Below are 15,825 nucleotides of genomic sequence, written 5' to 3' on the forward strand. Positions count from 1 at the left end.
TGAAGGCCCGGCACTCCGCCGGCCAAAGGAGAGTCCGATGCGCGTCATGGTGATCGTCAAGGCCACCCCCTCGTCCGAAGCCGGCGCCCCGCCGAGCACCGCGCTGATGGAGGCGATGGGCCGCTACAGCGAGGAGCTGGTGAAGGCGGGCGTGATGCTCGCGGGCGAAGGCATCAAGCCGTCCTCGGCCGGCGTGCGCCTGCGCTTCTCGGGCGACGCGCGCAGCGTGGTCGAGGGCCCGTTCGCCGCCACCGGCGAGCTCGTCGCCGGCTTCTGGCTGTGGCAGGTCGCCTCGATGGACGAGGCGATCGCCTGGGCGCGTCGCTGCCCGAATCCGATGCCGGAAGAGTCCGAGATCGAGATCCGGCCGCTGTACGAGGCCGAGGACTTCGGCGCCGAGTTCACGCCCGAGATGCGCGAGCAGGAAGCCCGGCTGCGCGACCAGCTCAGCGCGGCGTGAGGACGACCACCATGCAGCTGATCGCCTACCTCGCCTTCGACGGCACCTGCCGCGAGGCCTTCGACTTCTATCGCGGCGTCTTCGACGGCGAGATCGTGGCCCGCTTCACCTACGGCGAATCGCCGATGGCCGCGGAGATTCCCGCCGACGGCCACGATCGCATCATGCATACGCACCTGCAGGCGCGCGGCGCCGAGCTGATGGGCGCCGACGGGCCGCCCGGCAGCGGCCCCGGCCGAACGTGCGTGAACGTGATGGCCGACAGCGTCGAGGACGCCGAGCGCATCTGGTCGCGCCTCGCCGACGGTGCGAACGTCTCGATGCCGCTCGCCGAGACGTTCTGGGCCGAGCGCTTCGGCATGCTCGTCGACCGCTTCGGCACGCCGTGGATGGTCAACCGCGTCCGCCCCTGCGAGACCCCTTGATCCCGGAGCCGCCATGTCCCGCCAACTCTTCGTCAACCTGCCGGTGCGCGACCTCGCGCGTGCGGTCGACTTCTTCACCCGCCTCGGCTTCACCTTCAATCCGAAGTTCACCGACGCCAACGCGACCTGCATGGTCGTGTCGGACAGCGTGCAGGTGATGCTGCTCGTCGAACCGTTCTTCGCCGGCTTCACCCGCAAGCCGCTGGTCGACGCACATTCGGCGACCGAAGTGCTGCTCGCCATGTCCGTCGACAGCCGCGACGAGGTCGACGCCCTGCACGCCCGCGCCCTCGAGGCCGGCGGCACCGACGTGCTCGAGCCGAAGGACTTCGACTTCATGTACCAGCGCAGCTTCGCCGACCCGGACGGCCATCAGTGGGAGCTGTTCTGGATGGACGAGAGCCGGATGCCGGGGTGAGGCCGCTTGTCGGCGCACCGGGCGGGTGCTGTGATCATGCGCGATGACCGCGATCCCCGACCTGCTCGCCGCGCTGTCCCGCAGCGAATCGCCCCGCCTGATCGCCCGCACCGCCCGCGTGACCGGCGACATCGCCGTGGCCGAGGAACTCGTGCAGGACGTCCTGCTGCAGGCGCTGCAGCACTGGCCGCGCCGCGTCCCCGACAACCCCGCGGCATGGCTCATGACCGCGGTGCGTCGTCGCGCGATCGACCACCTACGGCAGCGCGCTCTGCATGCCGACCGCACGCAGGACTACGGCGTCGAGCTGGAGGCGCAGGGCCGGCACGCCACCGCCGACGAAGCCGCGATGCTCGCCGATGACGACATCGGCGACGACCTGCTGAGGCTCGTTTTCGTCGCCTGCCACCCGGTGCTGCCGATCGCCGCGCAGGTCGCGCTCACCCTGCGCCTTCTCGGCGGCCTGCGCACCGACGAGATCGCGCGCGCCTTCCTCGTGCCGGAGCCGACCATCGCTCAGCGCATCGTGCGGGCCAAGCGCATGCTCGGCGCGGCGCGCGTGCCCTTCGAGGTGCCACGCCGCGAGGAACTCGGCGAACGCCTCGCCGCGGTGCTGCACGTGCTCTACCTGATCTTCAACGAGGGCCATTCGGCGACATCGGGCGATGCCTGGACGCGCCCACCGCTGTGCGACGAGGCGATCCGCCTCGGCGGCGTGCTCGCCGACCTGCTGCCGCACGAACCCGAAGTGCATGGCCTGCTCGCGCTGATGGACCTGCAGGCCTCGCGACTCGAGGCACGCCAGGACGCGGACGGCACGCCGGTGCCGCTCGCCGAGCAGGATCGCAGCCGCTGGGACGCGGCGCGGATCGAGAGGGGCCTGCAGTCACTCGCACGTGCCGAGCGCCTCGGTGGACGCGACGGGCCGTATGCGCTGCAGGCCGCGATCGCCGCGTGCCATGCGCGCGCGGGCACGGCGGATGCCACCGACTGGCCACGCATCGCGGCGCTCTATGCGCGGCTCGCAGCGCTCACGCGCTCGCCGGTGGTGGAGCTCAATCGCGCGGTCGCCGACGCGATGGCCTTCGGACCGGAGGCGGGACTCGCGCGCATCGAGCCCCTGCGCGACGATCCCGCGCTCGCGCAGTACCATCTGCTGCCGGGCGTGCGCGGCGACCTGCTCGAGCGGGTCGGGCGCCTGAGCGAGGCCGCCGCCGAGTTCGGCCGCGCCGCCGCGCTCACCCGCAACGAGCGCGAGCGCCGCGTGCTGCTCGACCGTGCCGCGCGTTGCGCGCCCGCCGATTGAGGCGCCACTGGCGCGCCGCGTGCGGGCATCGCAGCATGGGCGCCCCGAGGAGGCACGCCCGATGAAGTTCATGCTGCTGGTCCACATCGACGAGGCGCGCATCGCCGAGCTGCCGGAGGGCGAGTTCGACCGCCTCATGCACGGGTGTTTCGCCAAGGCCGACGCCCTACGCGAGGCCGGCTGCCTGCTCGATTCCCAGCAGCTCGAGCCGGCGTCGACCGCGCGCACGCTGCGGCAGCGCGAGGGCCGCATGGCGATCACCGACGGGCCCTTCGCCGAGACGAAGGAATTCCTGGCGGGCTTCAACCTGATCGAGGCGGCCGACTACGACGAGGCGCTGCGGATCGCGGCGGACTTTCCGTGGACGCAGCTGGGCTCGATCGAGGTGCGTCCGGTGCGCGACATCGGCGCGGTGCGCGCCCGCGTCGGTGCCTGACGCGTCGGCGCCCGCGGACTGCTGGCCGCAGCGATCTCAGCCCGCGCCGCCGTCCACCGCGCGCAGCGAAGCACCCTTGCACGGCCCGGCAACGCAGACGCCGGTCGCCATGTCGAACGACGCGCCGTGCGCCGCGCAGACGAGCAGCCCGTCGCGGCTCAGCAGGAACTTCCCGGGCGCGTAGTCGAGGCGGCGCCCGGCATGCGGGCAGACGTTGAGCCAAGCGCGACGCGTGCCGTCCACCTGGACGAGGATCACCGACTCGCGGCCACCGTCCACGAGGGCTTCGGACTCGACCGGCTGGCGGTCCTGCAGGGGCTCGTCGCCGGATTCGATCGCACTCATGCCTTAACGTTTCCCTCACACCCTCGGCGATAGGGCGCCGGATACTCGACCGCCCGCGTGCCACGAAGTCTCTCATGCGCCCCCAGACGCTGCTCCGCGCCGCCGCCCTCTACGCCCGATTCGAACGCCCGGTCCGCAGCGTGCTGCGCGCCGTGATCGAGCCGCGCAAGCCGCGCCACCGCGTGCTGCGCGTGCTGCTCGCGGCAGTGGGCCTGGTGGTGCTCGCCGGCCTGCTCGTGGTCGGGCTCGTGCTCGGCACGCTCGCGATCGTCGGTGGCCTCGCCTGGCGCCTGCTGCGCCCGTCGCCCGCGCCGCGCACGCGCCCGAGCCGCGTCTTCGACGCCGACTACCGCATCGTCGGCCGCCAGCTGCTGCCGCGCTGAGGATGCGCGACCTGTTCGAGGCGCCCGTCGCGCCGCGTATCCCGTTCGCCGATGGCGGGGCCGCCTTCCCGGTGCGCCGCATCTACTGCGTCGGCCGCAACTTCGCGGACCACGCCCGGGAGATGGGGGCGAGCGTCGCCGCGACGGCGGCCGAGCGCGGGACGCCGATCTTCTTCCTCAAGCCCGCCGACGCGATCGTGCTCGACGGGCAGGTGCCCTATCCGCCCGGCACGTCCGACCTGCACCACGAGGTCGAGCTGGTCGTCGCGATCGGCCGCGACGCGGGGCCGGGCGTGCTCGATCCCGCCACCGCGGTCGCCGGGCTCGTCGCCGGTTACGGCGTCGGCCTCGACCTCACGCGTCGCGATCTGCAGGCCGCCGCGAAGGCACGCGGCCTGCCCTGGGATACCGGCAAGGCCTTCGACCATTCCGCGCCGGTGAGCGCCCTGCTCACGCCCGACCGCGTCGGCGCGCTCGATGCGCGCTCGATCTGGCTCGACGTCGGCGGCGAGCGGCGCCAGACCGGCGCGCTGTCGGATCTGGTCTGGGGCGTCGGCGAGATCCTGCACGAGCTTTCGAAGCTCTATGCGCTGCGCGCCGGCGACCTCGTCTTCATGGGCACGCCGGGCGGCGTGGCGGCGCTGCGCCCCGGCGACGTGTTCGTCGCGGGGCTCGACGACGTGCTGCGGCTCGAAGGCCGCATCGTCGGACGCTGAGCCGATGCGCCTCGTCGACGAGTTCAAGGCCTTCATCGCGCGCGGCAACGTGGTCGACCTCGCCGTCGGCGTGGTGATCGGCGCGGCGTTCGGCAAGATCGTGAGCGCGCTGGTGGACGGCGTGGTGATGCCTCTCCTGGCGATCGCCACGGGCGGCATCCGCGTCGACCAGTGGAAGCTCGTGCTGCGCGCCGCGGAGCTCGATGCCGCGGGCAAGGTGATATCGCCCGAGATCGCGCTGCGCCACGGCCTGCCGCTGCAGGCCCTGCTGGATTTCCTGATCATCGCCGCGGTGATCTTCCTGGTGCTGCGCGCCTACAACCGCATCCGCGCCCGGCGCGACGAGGCGCCCCCGCCGCCCGCCGAGGACGTCCTCCTGCTGCGCGAGATCCGCGACCTGCTGGCGAGGCGCGACGACCGGGCATGACGATGGTCATGCGGCAGTGCACGGCCGCATTGCTAAGCTCGGCAGCTCCCCGGTGCGAGGTGCTGCGATGCGGAAGTGGGCGATGGCGACGGCGGTCGCAGTGGCGGTCTCGATGCTGGCTCCCCTTCCGCGCACGGCCGATGCCGCGCCCCCGCGCCCGGCCTCGATCCCGGATTCCGCGGCCGCGCATGCCGAACGCCTGCGCGACGAGGCACTTAAGAGCGACCTCGCCTACCGCATCGTCGAGTCGCTCACGACCGAGGTCGGCCCGCGGCTGGCCGGCAGCGAAGCCGATGCCCGCGCGGTCGAATGGGCGAAGGCGAAGTTCCGCGAGCTCGGCTACGACCGCGTGTGGACGCAGCCGGTGACCTTCCTCAAGTGGGAGCGCCGCGGCGAATCGGCCGCCGTACTCGGCCGCAATGCACAGCCGCTCGCCCTGAGCGCGCTCGGGGGCAGCCCGGGCGGCACGGTCGAGGCCGAGATCGTCCGCTTCCCCGACCTCGCCGCGCTCGAGGCGGCCCCGGCCGGCTCGCTGACGGGCAAGATCGCCTACGTCGACTTCCCCATGGCGCGAGCGCAGGACGGCAGCGGCTACGGCGCGGCCTCGCGCATCCGCAGCCGCGGTCCCACCATGGCGGCGACCAAGGGCGCGGCCGGCTTCCTGATGCGCTCGGCCGGCACCGACTCGCACCGCATGCCACATACCGGCATCACGCGCTTCGACGACGGCGTCACGCCGATCCCGGCGGCCGCGCTTTCCGTCCCCGATGCACTGCAGCTCTCCCGCCTTCTCGCCATGGCGCCGCAGCGCGTGCGCATGGCGCTCGACTGCGGCTGGACCGGCACCGCGACGTCCTACAACGTGATCGGCGAGATCCGCGGCACGCGTCACCCCGACGAGGTGGTGGTCATCGGCGGGCATCTCGATTCGTGGGACCTCGGCACCGGCGCGGTCGATGACGGCGCGGGCATAGGCATCACCATGGCCGCCGGCGCGCTGGTCAAGCGCATCGTGAAGGCACCGGAACGCACGATCCGCGTGATCGCGTTCGCGAACGAGGAACAGGGCCTGCACGGCGGGCGCGTGTACGCCGAGTCGCAGAAGGGCGCGATCGCGAAGAACGTGATCGGCGCGGAGAGCGATTTCGGCGCCGGCCGCATCTACGGCTTCGCCACGTCTGCCCCCGCGCAATCGCAGGCCGCCACCGCCGCGATCGCGCGCGCGCTCGAGCCGCTGGGCATCCGGGCGATGCCGGAAGGCGGCCCGGGGCCCGACATCGGCCCGATCGCGCAGCTCGGCATGGCCTGGGCGCAGCTCAAGCAGGACGGCACCGACTACTTCGACCTGCACCACACGCCCGACGACACGCTCGACAAGATCGACCCCGCGGCGCTCGCGCAGAACACCGCCGCCTATGCGGTGTTCGCCTACCTGGCCGCATCGACGGACGGCGGTTTCGGCAGCGCGCCCGTGACGCCGGCCGCGCCGCCGGCGCGCTAGTCTCGGCCGATGGAGCAGCGCTACGACGAGTACGGCAGCGTCCCGGTCGACCCCGTCACCGGGCTCTACCGCCTCGGCGCCAACGGGCCGAGCCTGGCGACCGCGATCGCCGCGGCCGCCGCCACGCGGCGAAAGGTCGCCTTGCTGCACATCGACATCGACATGTTCGGGTCGATCAACAGCAACATGGGCGAGAACGTCGGCGACCAGGTGCTCGCAGCGGTCGCGCAGCGCCTGAAGAACGCGATGCCGACCGACGCGTGGATCTGGCGTCGCGGCACCGACGAGTTCATCGCCGGCATCGGCTACCGCGAGGGCGAGACCGATGGCGAGGCGCTCGCCGAACGCATGCGCGATGCCTTCGAGATCCCGCTGTCGATCCCGCCCTACACGCTGCCGGTCACCCTCTCGATCGGCATCGCGGTGTTCCCGGACCACGCGCAGAACGCGGCCGCGCTGCTCGCCTCGGCCGAGCATGCGCTGCGGCATGCGAAGCAGACCGGTCTCGACAACGTGGGCCTCTACAGCGGGCGCCCGGAGCGCGGACCGATCAACGACGGCTTCGCGCAGCGCTTCGCCGATGCCTTCGACCGCGACGAGTTCCGCCTCTACTTCCAGCCGTTCGTGCACGGCCACGACGGCTCGCTCGCGGGCTTTTCCGCGCTGCTGCGCTGGAACTCGGAGAACAGCGGCCTGCTGCGGCCCAACCGGTTCCTGGACATCGTGGAGCGCGTCGGCCTGTCGGCGCGCCTGGGCTCTTGGGTGGTCGAGGCCGCGGCACGCCAGCTCGCGCAGTGGCGCATGCAGGGGTTGGATTACCTCACGATCTCGGTGCACCTGCCCACCACCCTGCTGTCGCAGCCCGACTGCCGCGACCGCGTCGGCGAGCTGCTGCACGAGCTCGACCTGCCCGGCAATGCGCTCGAGTTCGAGGTGCCGGAGGGCGCGCTCTCGCTCGACGCGCGCCACACCTTCGAAACGCTCGTCGGCCTGCGCGAACTCGGTGCCACGCTCACCGTGCAGGACTTCGGCCTGGGCGGCCTGTCGTTCGCCGCGCTCGCGCAGTACCCGCTCGACCGCCTCAAGATCGATCGCAGCTTCATCCGCAACGTCACCAGCGACACGCGCTCGGCGGCGATCGTGCGCGGCATCATCGCGATGGGCCACCGGCTCGACATGAAGGTGTGCGCGAAGGGGGTGGAGAGCGAGGCCGAGCTCGGCTTCCTGCGCCGCAACCACTGCGACTTCTTCCAGGGCTACATCTTCAGCCCGCCGCTGCCGGCCGAGCAGCTCGGGGACGTGATCCGCAAGCGCTTCCTGCTGCCCGAGGCCTTCGCACAGACGCGTCCCGAACGCACGCTGCTGCTGCTCGACGACGAGGAGAACGTGCTGCGCTCGCTCGTGCGCCTGTTCCGCCGCGACGGCTACCAGATCCTTACCGCGAACTCCGTGCGCGAGGCCTTCGACCTGCTCGCGAGCAACACGGTGCAGGTGATCCTCTCCGACCAGCGCATGCCCGACATGAGCGGCACCGAGTTCCTCGGCCGCGTGCGCGACCTCTACCCCGATACGGTGCGCATGATCCTGTCGGGCTACACCGACCTCGCGACGATCACCGACGCGGTGAACCAGGGCGCGATCTACCGCTTCCTCACCAAGCCATGGAACGACGACGAGCTGCGCGAGCACATCCAGGCGGCGTTCCGTGCGCACGAGCGGCGCGCGGCCGGCGAGGAAGTCGGGTTCTAGCGGACGCCGCCTGCGGCACGACGGCCGCTTCATGAACCGCGCCCGACGCAAAGCGGCCGCGGTGATGCGGCACTCACGGCACGCTGCCTAGGCTCGATCGCAACGCATCACGGAATCAAACGCGTGGAGTACGTCGCCTACGTGCAGCGCGATCAGTCGGGCCTCTATCGCGCGACGCTGCCGGATTTCCCGGGCTGCGTGGCGCTCGCGGGTTCCTGGTTGCAGGTCGAGGACGCGGTGCGCGATGCGGTGCGTTCGCACGTGCAGATCGCGGACCTGCCCGACCCGACGCCCATCGATGCCCTCAGCGAAGCAAGCACCCCGCGCGATGCGTGCTGCATGTACGTTCGCCTGTTCGCGCACGAGGCCATGCCGCCGCCGATCGTGCGGTCCGTGGACGCGACCACGCGTGTACTCGCCCGCTGAACGGTTCCGCAACCGCGCACTGCGCGAACGGGCGTCGTGCGAGCTGAACGGGAGGCCGTGACGGAATGGTGACGCTCGGCCCCTCAGACTCGCCTGTGTTTCCGCCGTGCGATACCCCGATGCAGGACGCTTCCTCCGCGCCCCCGCTGTATTCGCGTTCCGAGCTGGAGCTGGAACTCGGTCGGCTGGCGCTCGCGATCATGCGTGCCGCGCCCGACGCGTTCGAACTCGAGGCGCCCGAACTCGCCGGCCCGATGACGGCCGAGCGCTTCGCGAAGGTCGCCGACGAACTGCTCACCCGCACGCGCGACGAGCATCGGGGCTTCGTGATCGCTCGCCTGCGCGAGCTCGCCGACAGTTCCGCCGGATTGCGGCTGGACGGCTTCGAGCGCGATGCCTTCACGATCCCGCGGCCCGGTGCGGGGACCGGGCCCCTGCACCGCTGAGGCGTAATCAGGGGGCGGGAGCGTCGACCGGCTGCTTCACCGGCAGTACCACGCGGAACGTGCTGCCCTGCCCGGCCGTGCTGCTGACCTCGATGCGGCCGTGGTGCTTCTCCACGATCCGGTACGAGATCGCGAGGCCGAGCCCGGTACCGCGGCCGATCGGCTTGGTCGTGTAGAACGGATCGAAGATGCGGCCGAGCGTCTCCTCCGGGATACCGCAACCCGTGTCGGTGATCGCCACCCAGGCCTCGTCGCCTTCGCTGCCGCAGGCGAGGGTGATCGTGCCGCGCTCGGAGATCGCCTGCCCGGCATTGATCAGCAGGTTCATGAAGACCTGGTTGATCTCCGACGGCAGGCATTCCACCTGCGGCATCTCGCCGTAGAGCCTTTCCAGGCGGACCTTGTACTTGAGGTCGTTCCAGACGATGTTGAGCGTGGACTCCAGCCCCTTCACGAGGTCGGAGGGGCGCATCGTCTCGTTGCGGCCGACGTGCGAGAACTCCTTGAGGTCCTGCACGATGCGCGTCACGCGCTCGATGCCCTCACGGGATTCGTCGAGCAGCTGCGGCAGGTCGCCCAGGATGAATTCGATGTCGAGCCGCTGGCGCTGCGCGCGCAGCTCCTCGCGCAGTGCCGCCGGATCGGGCGCGGCCATGGCGTTCGCATAGCCTTCCAGCATCGCGAACAGCGAACCCATGTATTCGCGCAGCGTGCCGATGTTGGAGTGCACGTAGCCGATCGGGTTGTTGATCTCGTGCGCGACGCCGGCGGCGAGCTGGCCGATCGAGGCCATCTTCTCGGATTGCAGCAACTGCTCCTGCGCACCGGCGAGCGAGCGGTAGGCGCGCTCGAGCTCGTCGTGGCGCTGCTGCAGCTCGCGCTCGCGCGCCGAGCGCGCGGAGATGTCGGTGATCGCGACGAAGCGCAGGCCCTCGTTCTCGCCGGTGCCGCAAAAGGCCTCGACGGCGAGCGTGAAGCCCGGCTGGACCTCGAGGTCCTCGCGTGCGTGGCCCTGCACGCAGGCGCGCTCCCAGCTCACCGCGCTTACGAGGTCGAGCAGGCGCGCGAGCGCGATCGACTCGTCGACGTCGGGGGCGAGGCGCGCCGCGAGCCGATGCGCGCTGCGGTTCGCATAGCGCAGCTCGTCGCCTTCGCCGAGCAGCAGCACGGCCATCGGCGTCACATCCGCCGCCCAGCGCATCTGCGCGGTCCAGGGATCCTTCGTATCGACTTGCGTCATCCCACGCCCAGGTATCGCGACTGCGGGCGGGCGCCCGCCTGTCCGCCCGCATCGTACACGCCGACGCTGTCCATGCGGCCGAGGTGCCGCAGGGCCCAGCTGACTTCGCGACGGCGCCGCGACAGCAGGATGCTGTTGGCGCGGTTGAGCTCCGCGAGCGCGGTGACACGCGTCGCATCGGCGTAGCCGGGCGGGACGCGCTCGGCCTGCCGCAAGGCCACGAGCTTGGCCTGCGTCGAGCGCAGGAGCGCTTCGGCGTCGTTGTCGAGCAGTGCACGCCGCTCGTCCTGGAGCGCCTGCTCGAGGGCATCGAGCACGTCGGCCGCCGGGGCGGCCTGCGGGACGTTCATCGCGGCGGCGTACATGGCATCACCCCATCAGCTGGCGCTCGAGCGCCATCAGGCGCGTCGCGATCTCCTGCGGGTTCACCTGGTAGGAGCCCCCCGCGATCGCGGCGCGGATCGCATTGATCTTCTCGACGTTGAAGCTCGCAGGCATCTGCAGCTGCTGGTCCACTGCGGCCTTGAGGCCGGTGGCCTCGCCGGTCAGGCGCAGGCTGTCGGCCGCGGGTGCGGCGGCTACGGGCTCCGAGCGGTCCCCCCCCGCACGGGCAACGGAGGCGCCCTTCGCGGCATCTACAGGCCGGGCCGGGGGAAGGCTCGGTCCATCGATCTTGGTGGTCATGTCGAACTCCGGTGTGAGCGGTCAGGGCCAGTAACGGCGCCCGCCGGCCGGACTTGAGGCCTGGTCCGCATTTTTTTCGACGCGGTTCAGCCATGGCCTTACTGGAGCACCTCGACCACGCCCTCGCCCACCACCCGGCCGCGCACGATCCGCTTCGACTGCAGGTTCTCGACCGCCACCACCGCGCCGGGCAGGGCGCTCCCCAGCGCCCGCCCGCCCATCCGCACCTCGATGCCCCCGGCCTTCGAGACCAGCACGACGGGATCCCCGCGCTTGAGCGCCCCCGCGCCGTCGGCGAGATCCCCGGCCGACACGACCGCCCCCGCGGGTAGTGCGCGGCGCGCGATGCGGCCGGCCACCTGCGCCGGATCGGCCATGCCCGCGCCGGTGCCCCCGACATCGCGGCGCTGCACGGTGATCTGCGTGGCATCGATCGGCTGGCCGACGCGCACGGGCGCGGTCAGCACCACGACCTCGGCCTCGCGGCGCACCCGCGCCGGCACCGTGAGGCGCCAGCCGGGCGTGGCCGGGCAGCGCACCTCCGCCATGCGCGGGCCGGTCGCCACCGCCTGCAGCGGCGCCGGGCAGGCCGGCATCCGCAGCGACGCGTCGACGCTCGCCTCCACCTGCGCACCCCCCACCGCGAGGGCCCCCTCGGCCGCGCGGACGATGTCGGCCACCGGCGTGAAGCCCGCCGCATGCACCGGCGCGAGCGCCGTGAGCAGCAGCAGGAGCGACAGCAGGTGGCGACGGAGAGCGTGCATGCCGGGGCTCCAGCAAGCGCCGTGCCGAAGCCTGCGCTGCGAGGTGCTCAAGGAAGCCGCGGGCACGCCGACAACGCCTCCATGAGCCGCGACCTCCTCGACCGCATCGATCAACGCACGCGCCTGGCCGGCCACAACCGGCTCGCCCTGCTGCTGTTCCGGCTGGGCTCGCGTCAGCTTTTTGGCGTGAACGTCTTCAAGGTGCAGGAGGTGATCCCGCGCCCGCCGCTGTTCACGCTGCCGCAGCTGCCGCCCGCTTTCAGCGGCGCGGCCGACGTGCGCGGCCGCACCGTGCCCGTGCTGGACCTCGCGCGGGCGGTGGGCCACGCCGCGCCCGTCGGCGCGAGCGAGCCGCCCTACCTGGTGGTGACCGAGTTCAACCGCACCGTGCAGGGCTTCCTCGTGTCGGGCGTGGAGCGGATCGTGAACATCGCGGTGGAGGACATCCACCCGCCGCCGGATCTGGGTGGCGAGTGCCATTACCTGACCGGCGTGACGCGCTTCCAGGGCGAGCTGATCCAGCTGCTGGACGTGGAATCCGTACTCGCAGAATCCGCCCCCCGCGCGATCGAGACCAATGGCCTGCAGCCGCTCGCGCTTGGCGCCGGCGTACCGCGCGAGGTGCTGGTGGTCGACGATTCCCGCGTGGCGCGCAACCAGATCCGCCAGTTGCTCGAGCAGCTCGGGCTGGGCTCGACGCTGCTGTCCGACGGCCGCCAGGCGCTGGAGCACCTGCAGCAGCTCGCCGACGGCGGCCACTCGCCCGAGCGGCGGTACGCGATGGTGATTTCCGACATCGAGATGCCCGCGATGGACGGCTACACGCTCACGACGGAAATCCGGCGGAGCCCCGCCCTGCGCAGCCTGCACGTGCTGCTGCACACCTCGCTTTCCGGCGTCTTCAACCACGCGATGGTCGAGCGCGTGGGCGCGGACGACTTCGTGCCGAAGTACTCGGAGCGCGAACTCGCCGGGCGGATCACCGACCGGCTGGTCGCGCTCCAGCGGCAGTTGGCCGCCTGATCCATCCCGCTTGGCGCTGATGCGACGGCCGCTGCGGCGGCCGTCGCCGTTTCCGCAACCGGGCGCTTGGGGCGCCGTCCGTCGCCCTGATTGGTCATCGGGGCGGCCCGCGGGCGGCCGTGGCACGCCGCTTGCCTCGTGCCCGGCGTACGTCAAGCCCCTCGGAGGGCCCATGGCTTCGCCGGACTCCTCGTTCCTCGGCATCCACGGCACCGCGCTCGCGCTCCGCGAGCAGCGGCTGCAGCTGCTGTCGGCCAACATCGCCAATGCCGACACGCCCGGTTTCCGGGCGAAGGACCTCGACTTCAACGCGGCCCTGCAGGCCGCCCTCGCCCCGGGTGCCGCGGCGAGCGGCGACGCGATCCGCAGCGCCGCGCAGGCCGCCGGCTTCGACGCGCCGTCCGCGCAGCCGAGCCTCGACGGCAACACCGTCGACGCCGAGCGCGCCAAGGCCGCGTTCGCGCAGGCCTCGATGGAATACCAGGCCTCGATGCGCTTCGTCGAATCGAAGGTGCGCACGATGCTCACCGCGATCACCGGGCAGTGAGGGCTGACGCATGAGCAACCTGCCCATCTTCGACGTGGCCGGCAGCGCGATGACCGCGCAGTCGGTGCGCCTGTCCACGGTCGCCTCCAACCTCGCAAATGCCGACTCCGTCGCGGGAAACCCCGACGCGGTCTTCCGCGCCAAGATGCCGGTCTTCGAGGCCACGCCCGTCGAGGGCAACGACGCGCTCGCCGGCGTCAAGGTGCAGGCCGTCACCGAGTCCAACGCCGCGCCGGTCAAGCGCTACGAGCCGGGCCATCCGCTCGCCGACGCACAAGGTTACGTCTATGCGCCGGACGTCGATCCGGTCGCGCAGATGGTCGACATGATCTCCGCCTCGCGCAGCTACCAGGCGAACGTCGAGGTCTTCAACACGGCGAAGGAACTCGCCCTCGCCACCCTCAACATGGGCCGTTGAGGCCCGGAGCGGACATCACGATGAGCATCATCGGCGCCACCTCGAACGATTTCGCCGCCCACGGCCTCGCCGTCACGCAGGAAGCGCGCAAGTCGCAGCTCGGCCAGGCCGATTTCCTGCGCCTCATGACCGAGCAGCTCAAGAACCAGGACCCGCTCAAGCCGCTGGAAGGCACGCAGATGCTCGGCCAGCTCGCGCAGTTCTCCACGGTGCAGGGCATCGAGAACATGCAGAAGGCGATGGGCGCCGTCGCCACGGTGATGGAGTCCGACCAGACGTTGCGCGCCGCCGCGCTCGTCGGCCACAACGCACTGGTGGATGTCGACAGCGTCGAGCTGAAGGCCGGCGCGGGCGTGGCCGGTGAAGTCATCGCGCGCGGACCCGGCACGGTCCAGCTCGAGGTCGTCGACGGCGCCGGCCAGGTCGTGCGCCGCGTGCCGGTGCAGGCCACCGCCGCGGGCCCGGTCAGCTATCGCTGGGACGGCACCACCGGCGACGGCAGCACCGCGCCCGCGGGCCGCTACACGTTGCGCGCGGTCAGCGGCACCGGGCCGGACGCGCAGGCGCTCTCGGTGCGCGTGGCCGCGCGCGTGGACAGCGTCTCGATCGAACAGAGCGGCCTGATGCTCAACCTCGCCGGCATCGGCGCCCAACCGCTGTCCGCCGTGCGTCGCATCGGCTGATCCGCGCACCACGAATTCCACGGAGCACACCATGTCCTTCCGCATCTCGCTCAGCGGCATGAACGCGGCCTCGGCCGACCTCAACGTCACCTCGAACAACATCGCCAACTCGAACACGACCGGCTTCAAGCAGTCGCGCGCCGAGTTCGCGGACGTGGTGCCGACCTCGGCCTACGGCCTGTCGAAGACCACCGTCGGCGCCGGCGTGCGCCTGCAGGCCGTCGCGCAGCAGTTCTCGCAGGGCACGGTGGAGAACACCGGCAACGCGCTGGACCTCGCGATCAACGGCAAGGGCTTCTTCACCCTGTCGGCGAACGGCACCACCGTGTATTCGCGTGCCGGCAACTTCGGCACCGACCGCGACGGCTTCGTGGTGAACCCCGCGGGCCAGCGCCTGCAGGTCTACCAGCCGAACGTCAACGGCGGCTTCGACATGGGCAGCGTCGGCGACCTCCAGCTCAGCACCGGCGACGCCCCGCCGAGCGCGACGACGCGCGCGTCGATCGGCACCAACCTGCCGGGCAATGCCGCGGCGCCGACGGTGACGCCGTTCGCGCCGACCGATCCGAACACGTACAACCACACCACGTCGATGACGATCTACGACTCGCTGGGCGCGCCGCACAGCCAGTCGATCTACTTCGTCAAGACCGCGAACCCGAACGAGTGGCAGGCGCATACGTACATCGACGGCAACGCCGTCGGCGGCGCGCAGACGCTGCAGTACTCGCCGACCGGCGCGCTGGCCTCGCCGTCGCCGGGCCAGATCGCGCTGCCGGCCTACACGCCCGGCACGGGCGCGGCGCCGCTGTCGATCACGCTGGACCTCGGCAATTCCACGCAGTACGGCAATTCCTTCAGCGTCTCCGAGCTCACGCAGGACGGCCACACGACGGGTCGCCTGACCGGCATCGAGGTCTCGAGCGCGGGCGTGGTGCAGGCGCGCTACTCGAACGGCGTGTCGACGCCGCTCGGCCAGGTGGTGCTGACCAACTTCGCGAATCCACAGGGCCTGCAGCCCGTCGGCGACAACGGCTGGGCCGAGACGTTCGACTCCGGGCAGCCGCGGCGCGGCTTCGGCGGCTCGTCGGAATTCGGCGCGGTGCAGGGCGGCGCGCTCGAGGCGTCCAACGTGGACCTGACCGAGCAGCTGGTGAACATGATCACGGCGCAGCGCAACTTCCAGGCGAATGCGCAGATGATTTCGACGCAGGATCAGATCACGCAGACGGTGATCAATATCCGCTGACGCGTCACAAGTCTCCTGTGGGGGGAGTGGGCCGCTCCGGCCGGGGGATATCCCGGGCGGGGCGGCTTTTTTGTGTTCGCTTGTGTGCTTAGTCGTGCGCCTTTGGAGCAAGGCCAAAGCGTTTCGTGCGCTGACGCGCCCGAGTCACTTTTCTTTGCGGCTGCAAAGAAAAGTAACCA

22 protein-coding genes are annotated in these 15,825 nt (G+C 71.3%); 17 read left to right on the forward strand and 5 right to left on the reverse strand.

The window, feature by feature from the left end:
* Positions 1–37: 37 nt before the first annotated feature.
* The 5 genes from ACYVJJ_RS14415 to ACYVJJ_RS14435 all read left to right on the forward strand — a co-directional run bounded on the left by ACYVJJ_RS14415 (position 38) and on the right by ACYVJJ_RS14435 (position 3,045).
* The gene (locus tag ACYVJJ_RS14415) at positions 38–460 is read left to right on the forward strand and encodes a YciI family protein (protein ID WP_460834594.1); all 423 of its coding nucleotides are present in this window, start codon (positions 38–40) and stop codon (positions 458–460) included.
* A gap of 11 nt (positions 461–471) precedes the next feature.
* On the forward strand, positions 472–885 hold the full coding sequence (locus ACYVJJ_RS14420; RefSeq protein WP_460834595.1) for a VOC family protein: 414 nt from the start codon (positions 472–474) through the stop codon (positions 883–885).
* Between the two features lie 13 nt (positions 886–898).
* Positions 899–1,303 carry a VOC family protein gene (locus ACYVJJ_RS14425; protein ID WP_460834597.1) on the forward strand — a complete coding sequence of 135 codons (405 nt, stop codon included), beginning with the start codon at positions 899–901 and terminating at the stop codon, positions 1,301–1,303.
* Positions 1,304–1,346: 43 nt separating this feature from the next.
* Complete coding sequence (locus ACYVJJ_RS14430) at positions 1,347–2,609, forward strand: RNA polymerase sigma factor (RefSeq protein ID WP_460834599.1); 1,263 nt, start codon at positions 1,347–1,349, stop codon at positions 2,607–2,609.
* Between the two features lie 61 nt (positions 2,610–2,670).
* Positions 2,671–3,045 carry a YciI family protein gene (locus ACYVJJ_RS14435; protein ID WP_460834601.1) on the forward strand — a complete coding sequence of 125 codons (375 nt, stop codon included), beginning with the start codon at positions 2,671–2,673 and terminating at the stop codon, positions 3,043–3,045.
* A gap of 36 nt (positions 3,046–3,081) precedes the next feature.
* Here the strand turns inward: ACYVJJ_RS14435 and ACYVJJ_RS14440 are convergent, their stop codons facing one another.
* On the reverse strand, positions 3,082–3,390 hold the full coding sequence (locus tag ACYVJJ_RS14440) for a Rieske (2Fe-2S) protein (RefSeq protein ID WP_460834603.1): 309 nt from the start codon (positions 3,388–3,390) through the stop codon (positions 3,082–3,084).
* A gap of 74 nt (positions 3,391–3,464) precedes the next feature.
* Here ACYVJJ_RS14440 and ACYVJJ_RS14445 point away from each other — a divergent pair, with 74 nt between their 5' ends.
* The 7 genes from ACYVJJ_RS14445 to ACYVJJ_RS14475 all read left to right on the forward strand — a co-directional run bounded on the left by ACYVJJ_RS14445 (position 3,465) and on the right by ACYVJJ_RS14475 (position 9,038).
* Positions 3,465–3,773 carry a hypothetical protein gene (locus ACYVJJ_RS14445; RefSeq protein ID WP_460834605.1) on the forward strand — a complete coding sequence of 103 codons (309 nt, stop codon included), beginning with the start codon at positions 3,465–3,467 and terminating at the stop codon, positions 3,771–3,773.
* A gap of 2 nt (positions 3,774–3,775) precedes the next feature.
* Positions 3,776–4,489 (forward strand): fumarylacetoacetate hydrolase family protein, encoded by a 714-nt coding sequence (locus ACYVJJ_RS14450; RefSeq protein WP_460834606.1) that lies wholly within the window; start codon positions 3,776–3,778, stop codon positions 4,487–4,489.
* A gap of 4 nt (positions 4,490–4,493) precedes the next feature.
* The gene (gene mscL / locus ACYVJJ_RS14455) at positions 4,494–4,916 is read left to right on the forward strand and encodes a large conductance mechanosensitive channel protein MscL (RefSeq protein ID WP_460834608.1); all 423 of its coding nucleotides are present in this window, start codon (positions 4,494–4,496) and stop codon (positions 4,914–4,916) included.
* A 67-nt stretch (positions 4,917–4,983) separates the two neighbouring features.
* On the forward strand, positions 4,984–6,417 hold the full coding sequence (locus ACYVJJ_RS14460) for a M28 family peptidase (protein ID WP_460834610.1): 1,434 nt from the start codon (positions 4,984–4,986) through the stop codon (positions 6,415–6,417).
* Positions 6,418–6,426: 9 nt separating this feature from the next.
* On the forward strand, positions 6,427–8,166 hold the full coding sequence (locus tag ACYVJJ_RS14465; protein WP_460834612.1) for an EAL domain-containing protein: 1,740 nt from the start codon (positions 6,427–6,429) through the stop codon (positions 8,164–8,166).
* Between the two features lie 123 nt (positions 8,167–8,289).
* A complete protein-coding gene (locus ACYVJJ_RS14470; RefSeq protein ID WP_460834614.1) occupies positions 8,290–8,592 on the forward strand; it encodes a type II toxin-antitoxin system HicB family antitoxin in 303 nt (100 codons plus the stop codon).
* 119 nt (positions 8,593–8,711) lie between these two features.
* Positions 8,712–9,038: a hypothetical protein gene (locus ACYVJJ_RS14475; RefSeq protein ID WP_460834615.1), complete on the forward strand. Its 327-nt coding sequence runs from the start codon at positions 8,712–8,714 to the stop codon at positions 9,036–9,038.
* Between the two features lie 7 nt (positions 9,039–9,045).
* On the opposite strand, the gene ACYVJJ_RS14480 is transcribed toward ACYVJJ_RS14475, so the two are convergent.
* The 4 genes from ACYVJJ_RS14480 to flgA all read right to left on the reverse strand — a co-directional run bounded on the left by ACYVJJ_RS14480 (position 9,046) and on the right by flgA (position 11,726).
* Positions 9,046–10,278: an ATP-binding protein gene (locus ACYVJJ_RS14480; RefSeq protein ID WP_460834617.1), complete on the reverse strand. Its 1,233-nt coding sequence runs from the start codon at positions 10,276–10,278 to the stop codon at positions 9,046–9,048.
* A complete protein-coding gene (locus ACYVJJ_RS14485; RefSeq protein ID WP_460834619.1) occupies positions 10,275–10,643 on the reverse strand; it encodes a flagellar protein FlgN in 369 nt (122 codons plus the stop codon). The genes ACYVJJ_RS14480 and ACYVJJ_RS14485 overlap by 4 nt, the downstream gene beginning before the upstream one ends.
* A 4-nt stretch (positions 10,644–10,647) precedes the next feature.
* Entirely contained in the window at positions 10,648–10,962 is a 315-nt protein-coding gene (gene flgM, locus ACYVJJ_RS14490) for a flagellar biosynthesis anti-sigma factor FlgM (protein WP_460834620.1), read from the reverse strand.
* Between the two features lie 98 nt (positions 10,963–11,060).
* On the reverse strand, positions 11,061–11,726 hold the full coding sequence (flgA, locus tag ACYVJJ_RS14495; RefSeq protein ID WP_460834622.1) for a flagellar basal body P-ring formation chaperone FlgA: 666 nt from the start codon (positions 11,724–11,726) through the stop codon (positions 11,061–11,063).
* 81 nt (positions 11,727–11,807) lie between these two features.
* On the opposite strand from flgA, the gene ACYVJJ_RS14500 reads away from it, so the two are divergent.
* The 5 genes from ACYVJJ_RS14500 (at position 11,808) to flgE (ending at position 15,646) form a co-directional block, all read left to right on the forward strand.
* Positions 11,808–12,749 (forward strand): chemotaxis protein, encoded by a 942-nt coding sequence (locus ACYVJJ_RS14500; protein WP_460834623.1) that lies wholly within the window; start codon positions 11,808–11,810, stop codon positions 12,747–12,749.
* Between the two features lie 172 nt (positions 12,750–12,921).
* Positions 12,922–13,296, forward strand: a complete 375-nt coding sequence (gene flgB / locus ACYVJJ_RS14505) for a flagellar basal body rod protein FlgB (protein ID WP_460834625.1) — start codon at positions 12,922–12,924, stop codon at positions 13,294–13,296.
* Positions 13,297–13,306: 10 nt separating this feature from the next.
* A complete protein-coding gene (gene flgC / locus ACYVJJ_RS14510; RefSeq protein ID WP_460834627.1) occupies positions 13,307–13,714 on the forward strand; it encodes a flagellar basal body rod protein FlgC in 408 nt (135 codons plus the stop codon).
* 20 nt (positions 13,715–13,734) lie between these two features.
* Positions 13,735–14,397, forward strand: a complete 663-nt coding sequence (locus tag ACYVJJ_RS14515; RefSeq protein ID WP_460834629.1) for a flagellar hook assembly protein FlgD — start codon at positions 13,735–13,737, stop codon at positions 14,395–14,397.
* 31 nt (positions 14,398–14,428) lie between these two features.
* Positions 14,429–15,646 carry a flagellar hook protein FlgE gene (flgE, locus tag ACYVJJ_RS14520; RefSeq protein WP_460834631.1) on the forward strand — a complete coding sequence of 406 codons (1,218 nt, stop codon included), beginning with the start codon at positions 14,429–14,431 and terminating at the stop codon, positions 15,644–15,646.
* Positions 15,647–15,825: the final 179 nt, after the last annotated feature.

It is taken from the genome of Lysobacter humi (ex Lee et al. 2017) (assembly GCF_054781815.1).

Coding starts and splice junctions, on each gene's coding strand:
- ACYVJJ_RS14415 (WP_460834594.1), top strand. CDS start 38: ATGCGCGTCATGGTGATCGTCAAGGCCACCCCCTCGTCCGAAGCCGGC.
- ACYVJJ_RS14420 (WP_460834595.1), top strand. CDS start 472: ATGCAGCTGATCGCCTACCTCGCCTTCGACGGCACCTGCCGCGAGGCC.
- ACYVJJ_RS14425 (WP_460834597.1), top strand. CDS start 899: ATGTCCCGCCAACTCTTCGTCAACCTGCCGGTGCGCGACCTCGCGCGT.
- ACYVJJ_RS14430 (WP_460834599.1), top strand. CDS start 1,347: ATGACCGCGATCCCCGACCTGCTCGCCGCGCTGTCCCGCAGCGAATCG.
- ACYVJJ_RS14435 (WP_460834601.1), top strand. CDS start 2,671: ATGAAGTTCATGCTGCTGGTCCACATCGACGAGGCGCGCATCGCCGAG.
- ACYVJJ_RS14440 (WP_460834603.1), bottom strand. CDS start 3,390: ATGAGTGCGATCGAATCCGGCGACGAGCCCCTGCAGGACCGCCAGCCG.
- ACYVJJ_RS14445 (WP_460834605.1), top strand. CDS start 3,465: ATGCGCCCCCAGACGCTGCTCCGCGCCGCCGCCCTCTACGCCCGATTC.
- ACYVJJ_RS14450 (WP_460834606.1), top strand. CDS start 3,776: ATGCGCGACCTGTTCGAGGCGCCCGTCGCGCCGCGTATCCCGTTCGCC.
- mscL (WP_460834608.1), top strand. CDS start 4,494: ATGCGCCTCGTCGACGAGTTCAAGGCCTTCATCGCGCGCGGCAACGTG.
- ACYVJJ_RS14460 (WP_460834610.1), top strand. CDS start 4,984: ATGCGGAAGTGGGCGATGGCGACGGCGGTCGCAGTGGCGGTCTCGATG.
- ACYVJJ_RS14465 (WP_460834612.1), top strand. CDS start 6,427: ATGGAGCAGCGCTACGACGAGTACGGCAGCGTCCCGGTCGACCCCGTC.
- ACYVJJ_RS14475 (WP_460834615.1), top strand. CDS start 8,712: ATGCAGGACGCTTCCTCCGCGCCCCCGCTGTATTCGCGTTCCGAGCTG.
- ACYVJJ_RS14480 (WP_460834617.1), bottom strand. CDS start 10,278: ATGACGCAAGTCGATACGAAGGATCCCTGGACCGCGCAGATGCGCTGG.
- ACYVJJ_RS14485 (WP_460834619.1), bottom strand. CDS start 10,643: ATGTACGCCGCCGCGATGAACGTCCCGCAGGCCGCCCCGGCGGCCGAC.
- flgM (WP_460834620.1), bottom strand. CDS start 10,962: ATGACCACCAAGATCGATGGACCGAGCCTTCCCCCGGCCCGGCCTGTA.
- flgA (WP_460834622.1), bottom strand. CDS start 11,726: ATGCACGCTCTCCGTCGCCACCTGCTGTCGCTCCTGCTGCTGCTCACG.
- ACYVJJ_RS14500 (WP_460834623.1), top strand. CDS start 11,808: ATGAGCCGCGACCTCCTCGACCGCATCGATCAACGCACGCGCCTGGCC.
- flgB (WP_460834625.1), top strand. CDS start 12,922: ATGGCTTCGCCGGACTCCTCGTTCCTCGGCATCCACGGCACCGCGCTC.
- flgC (WP_460834627.1), top strand. CDS start 13,307: ATGAGCAACCTGCCCATCTTCGACGTGGCCGGCAGCGCGATGACCGCG.
- ACYVJJ_RS14515 (WP_460834629.1), top strand. CDS start 13,735: ATGAGCATCATCGGCGCCACCTCGAACGATTTCGCCGCCCACGGCCTC.
- flgE (WP_460834631.1), top strand. CDS start 14,429: ATGTCCTTCCGCATCTCGCTCAGCGGCATGAACGCGGCCTCGGCCGAC.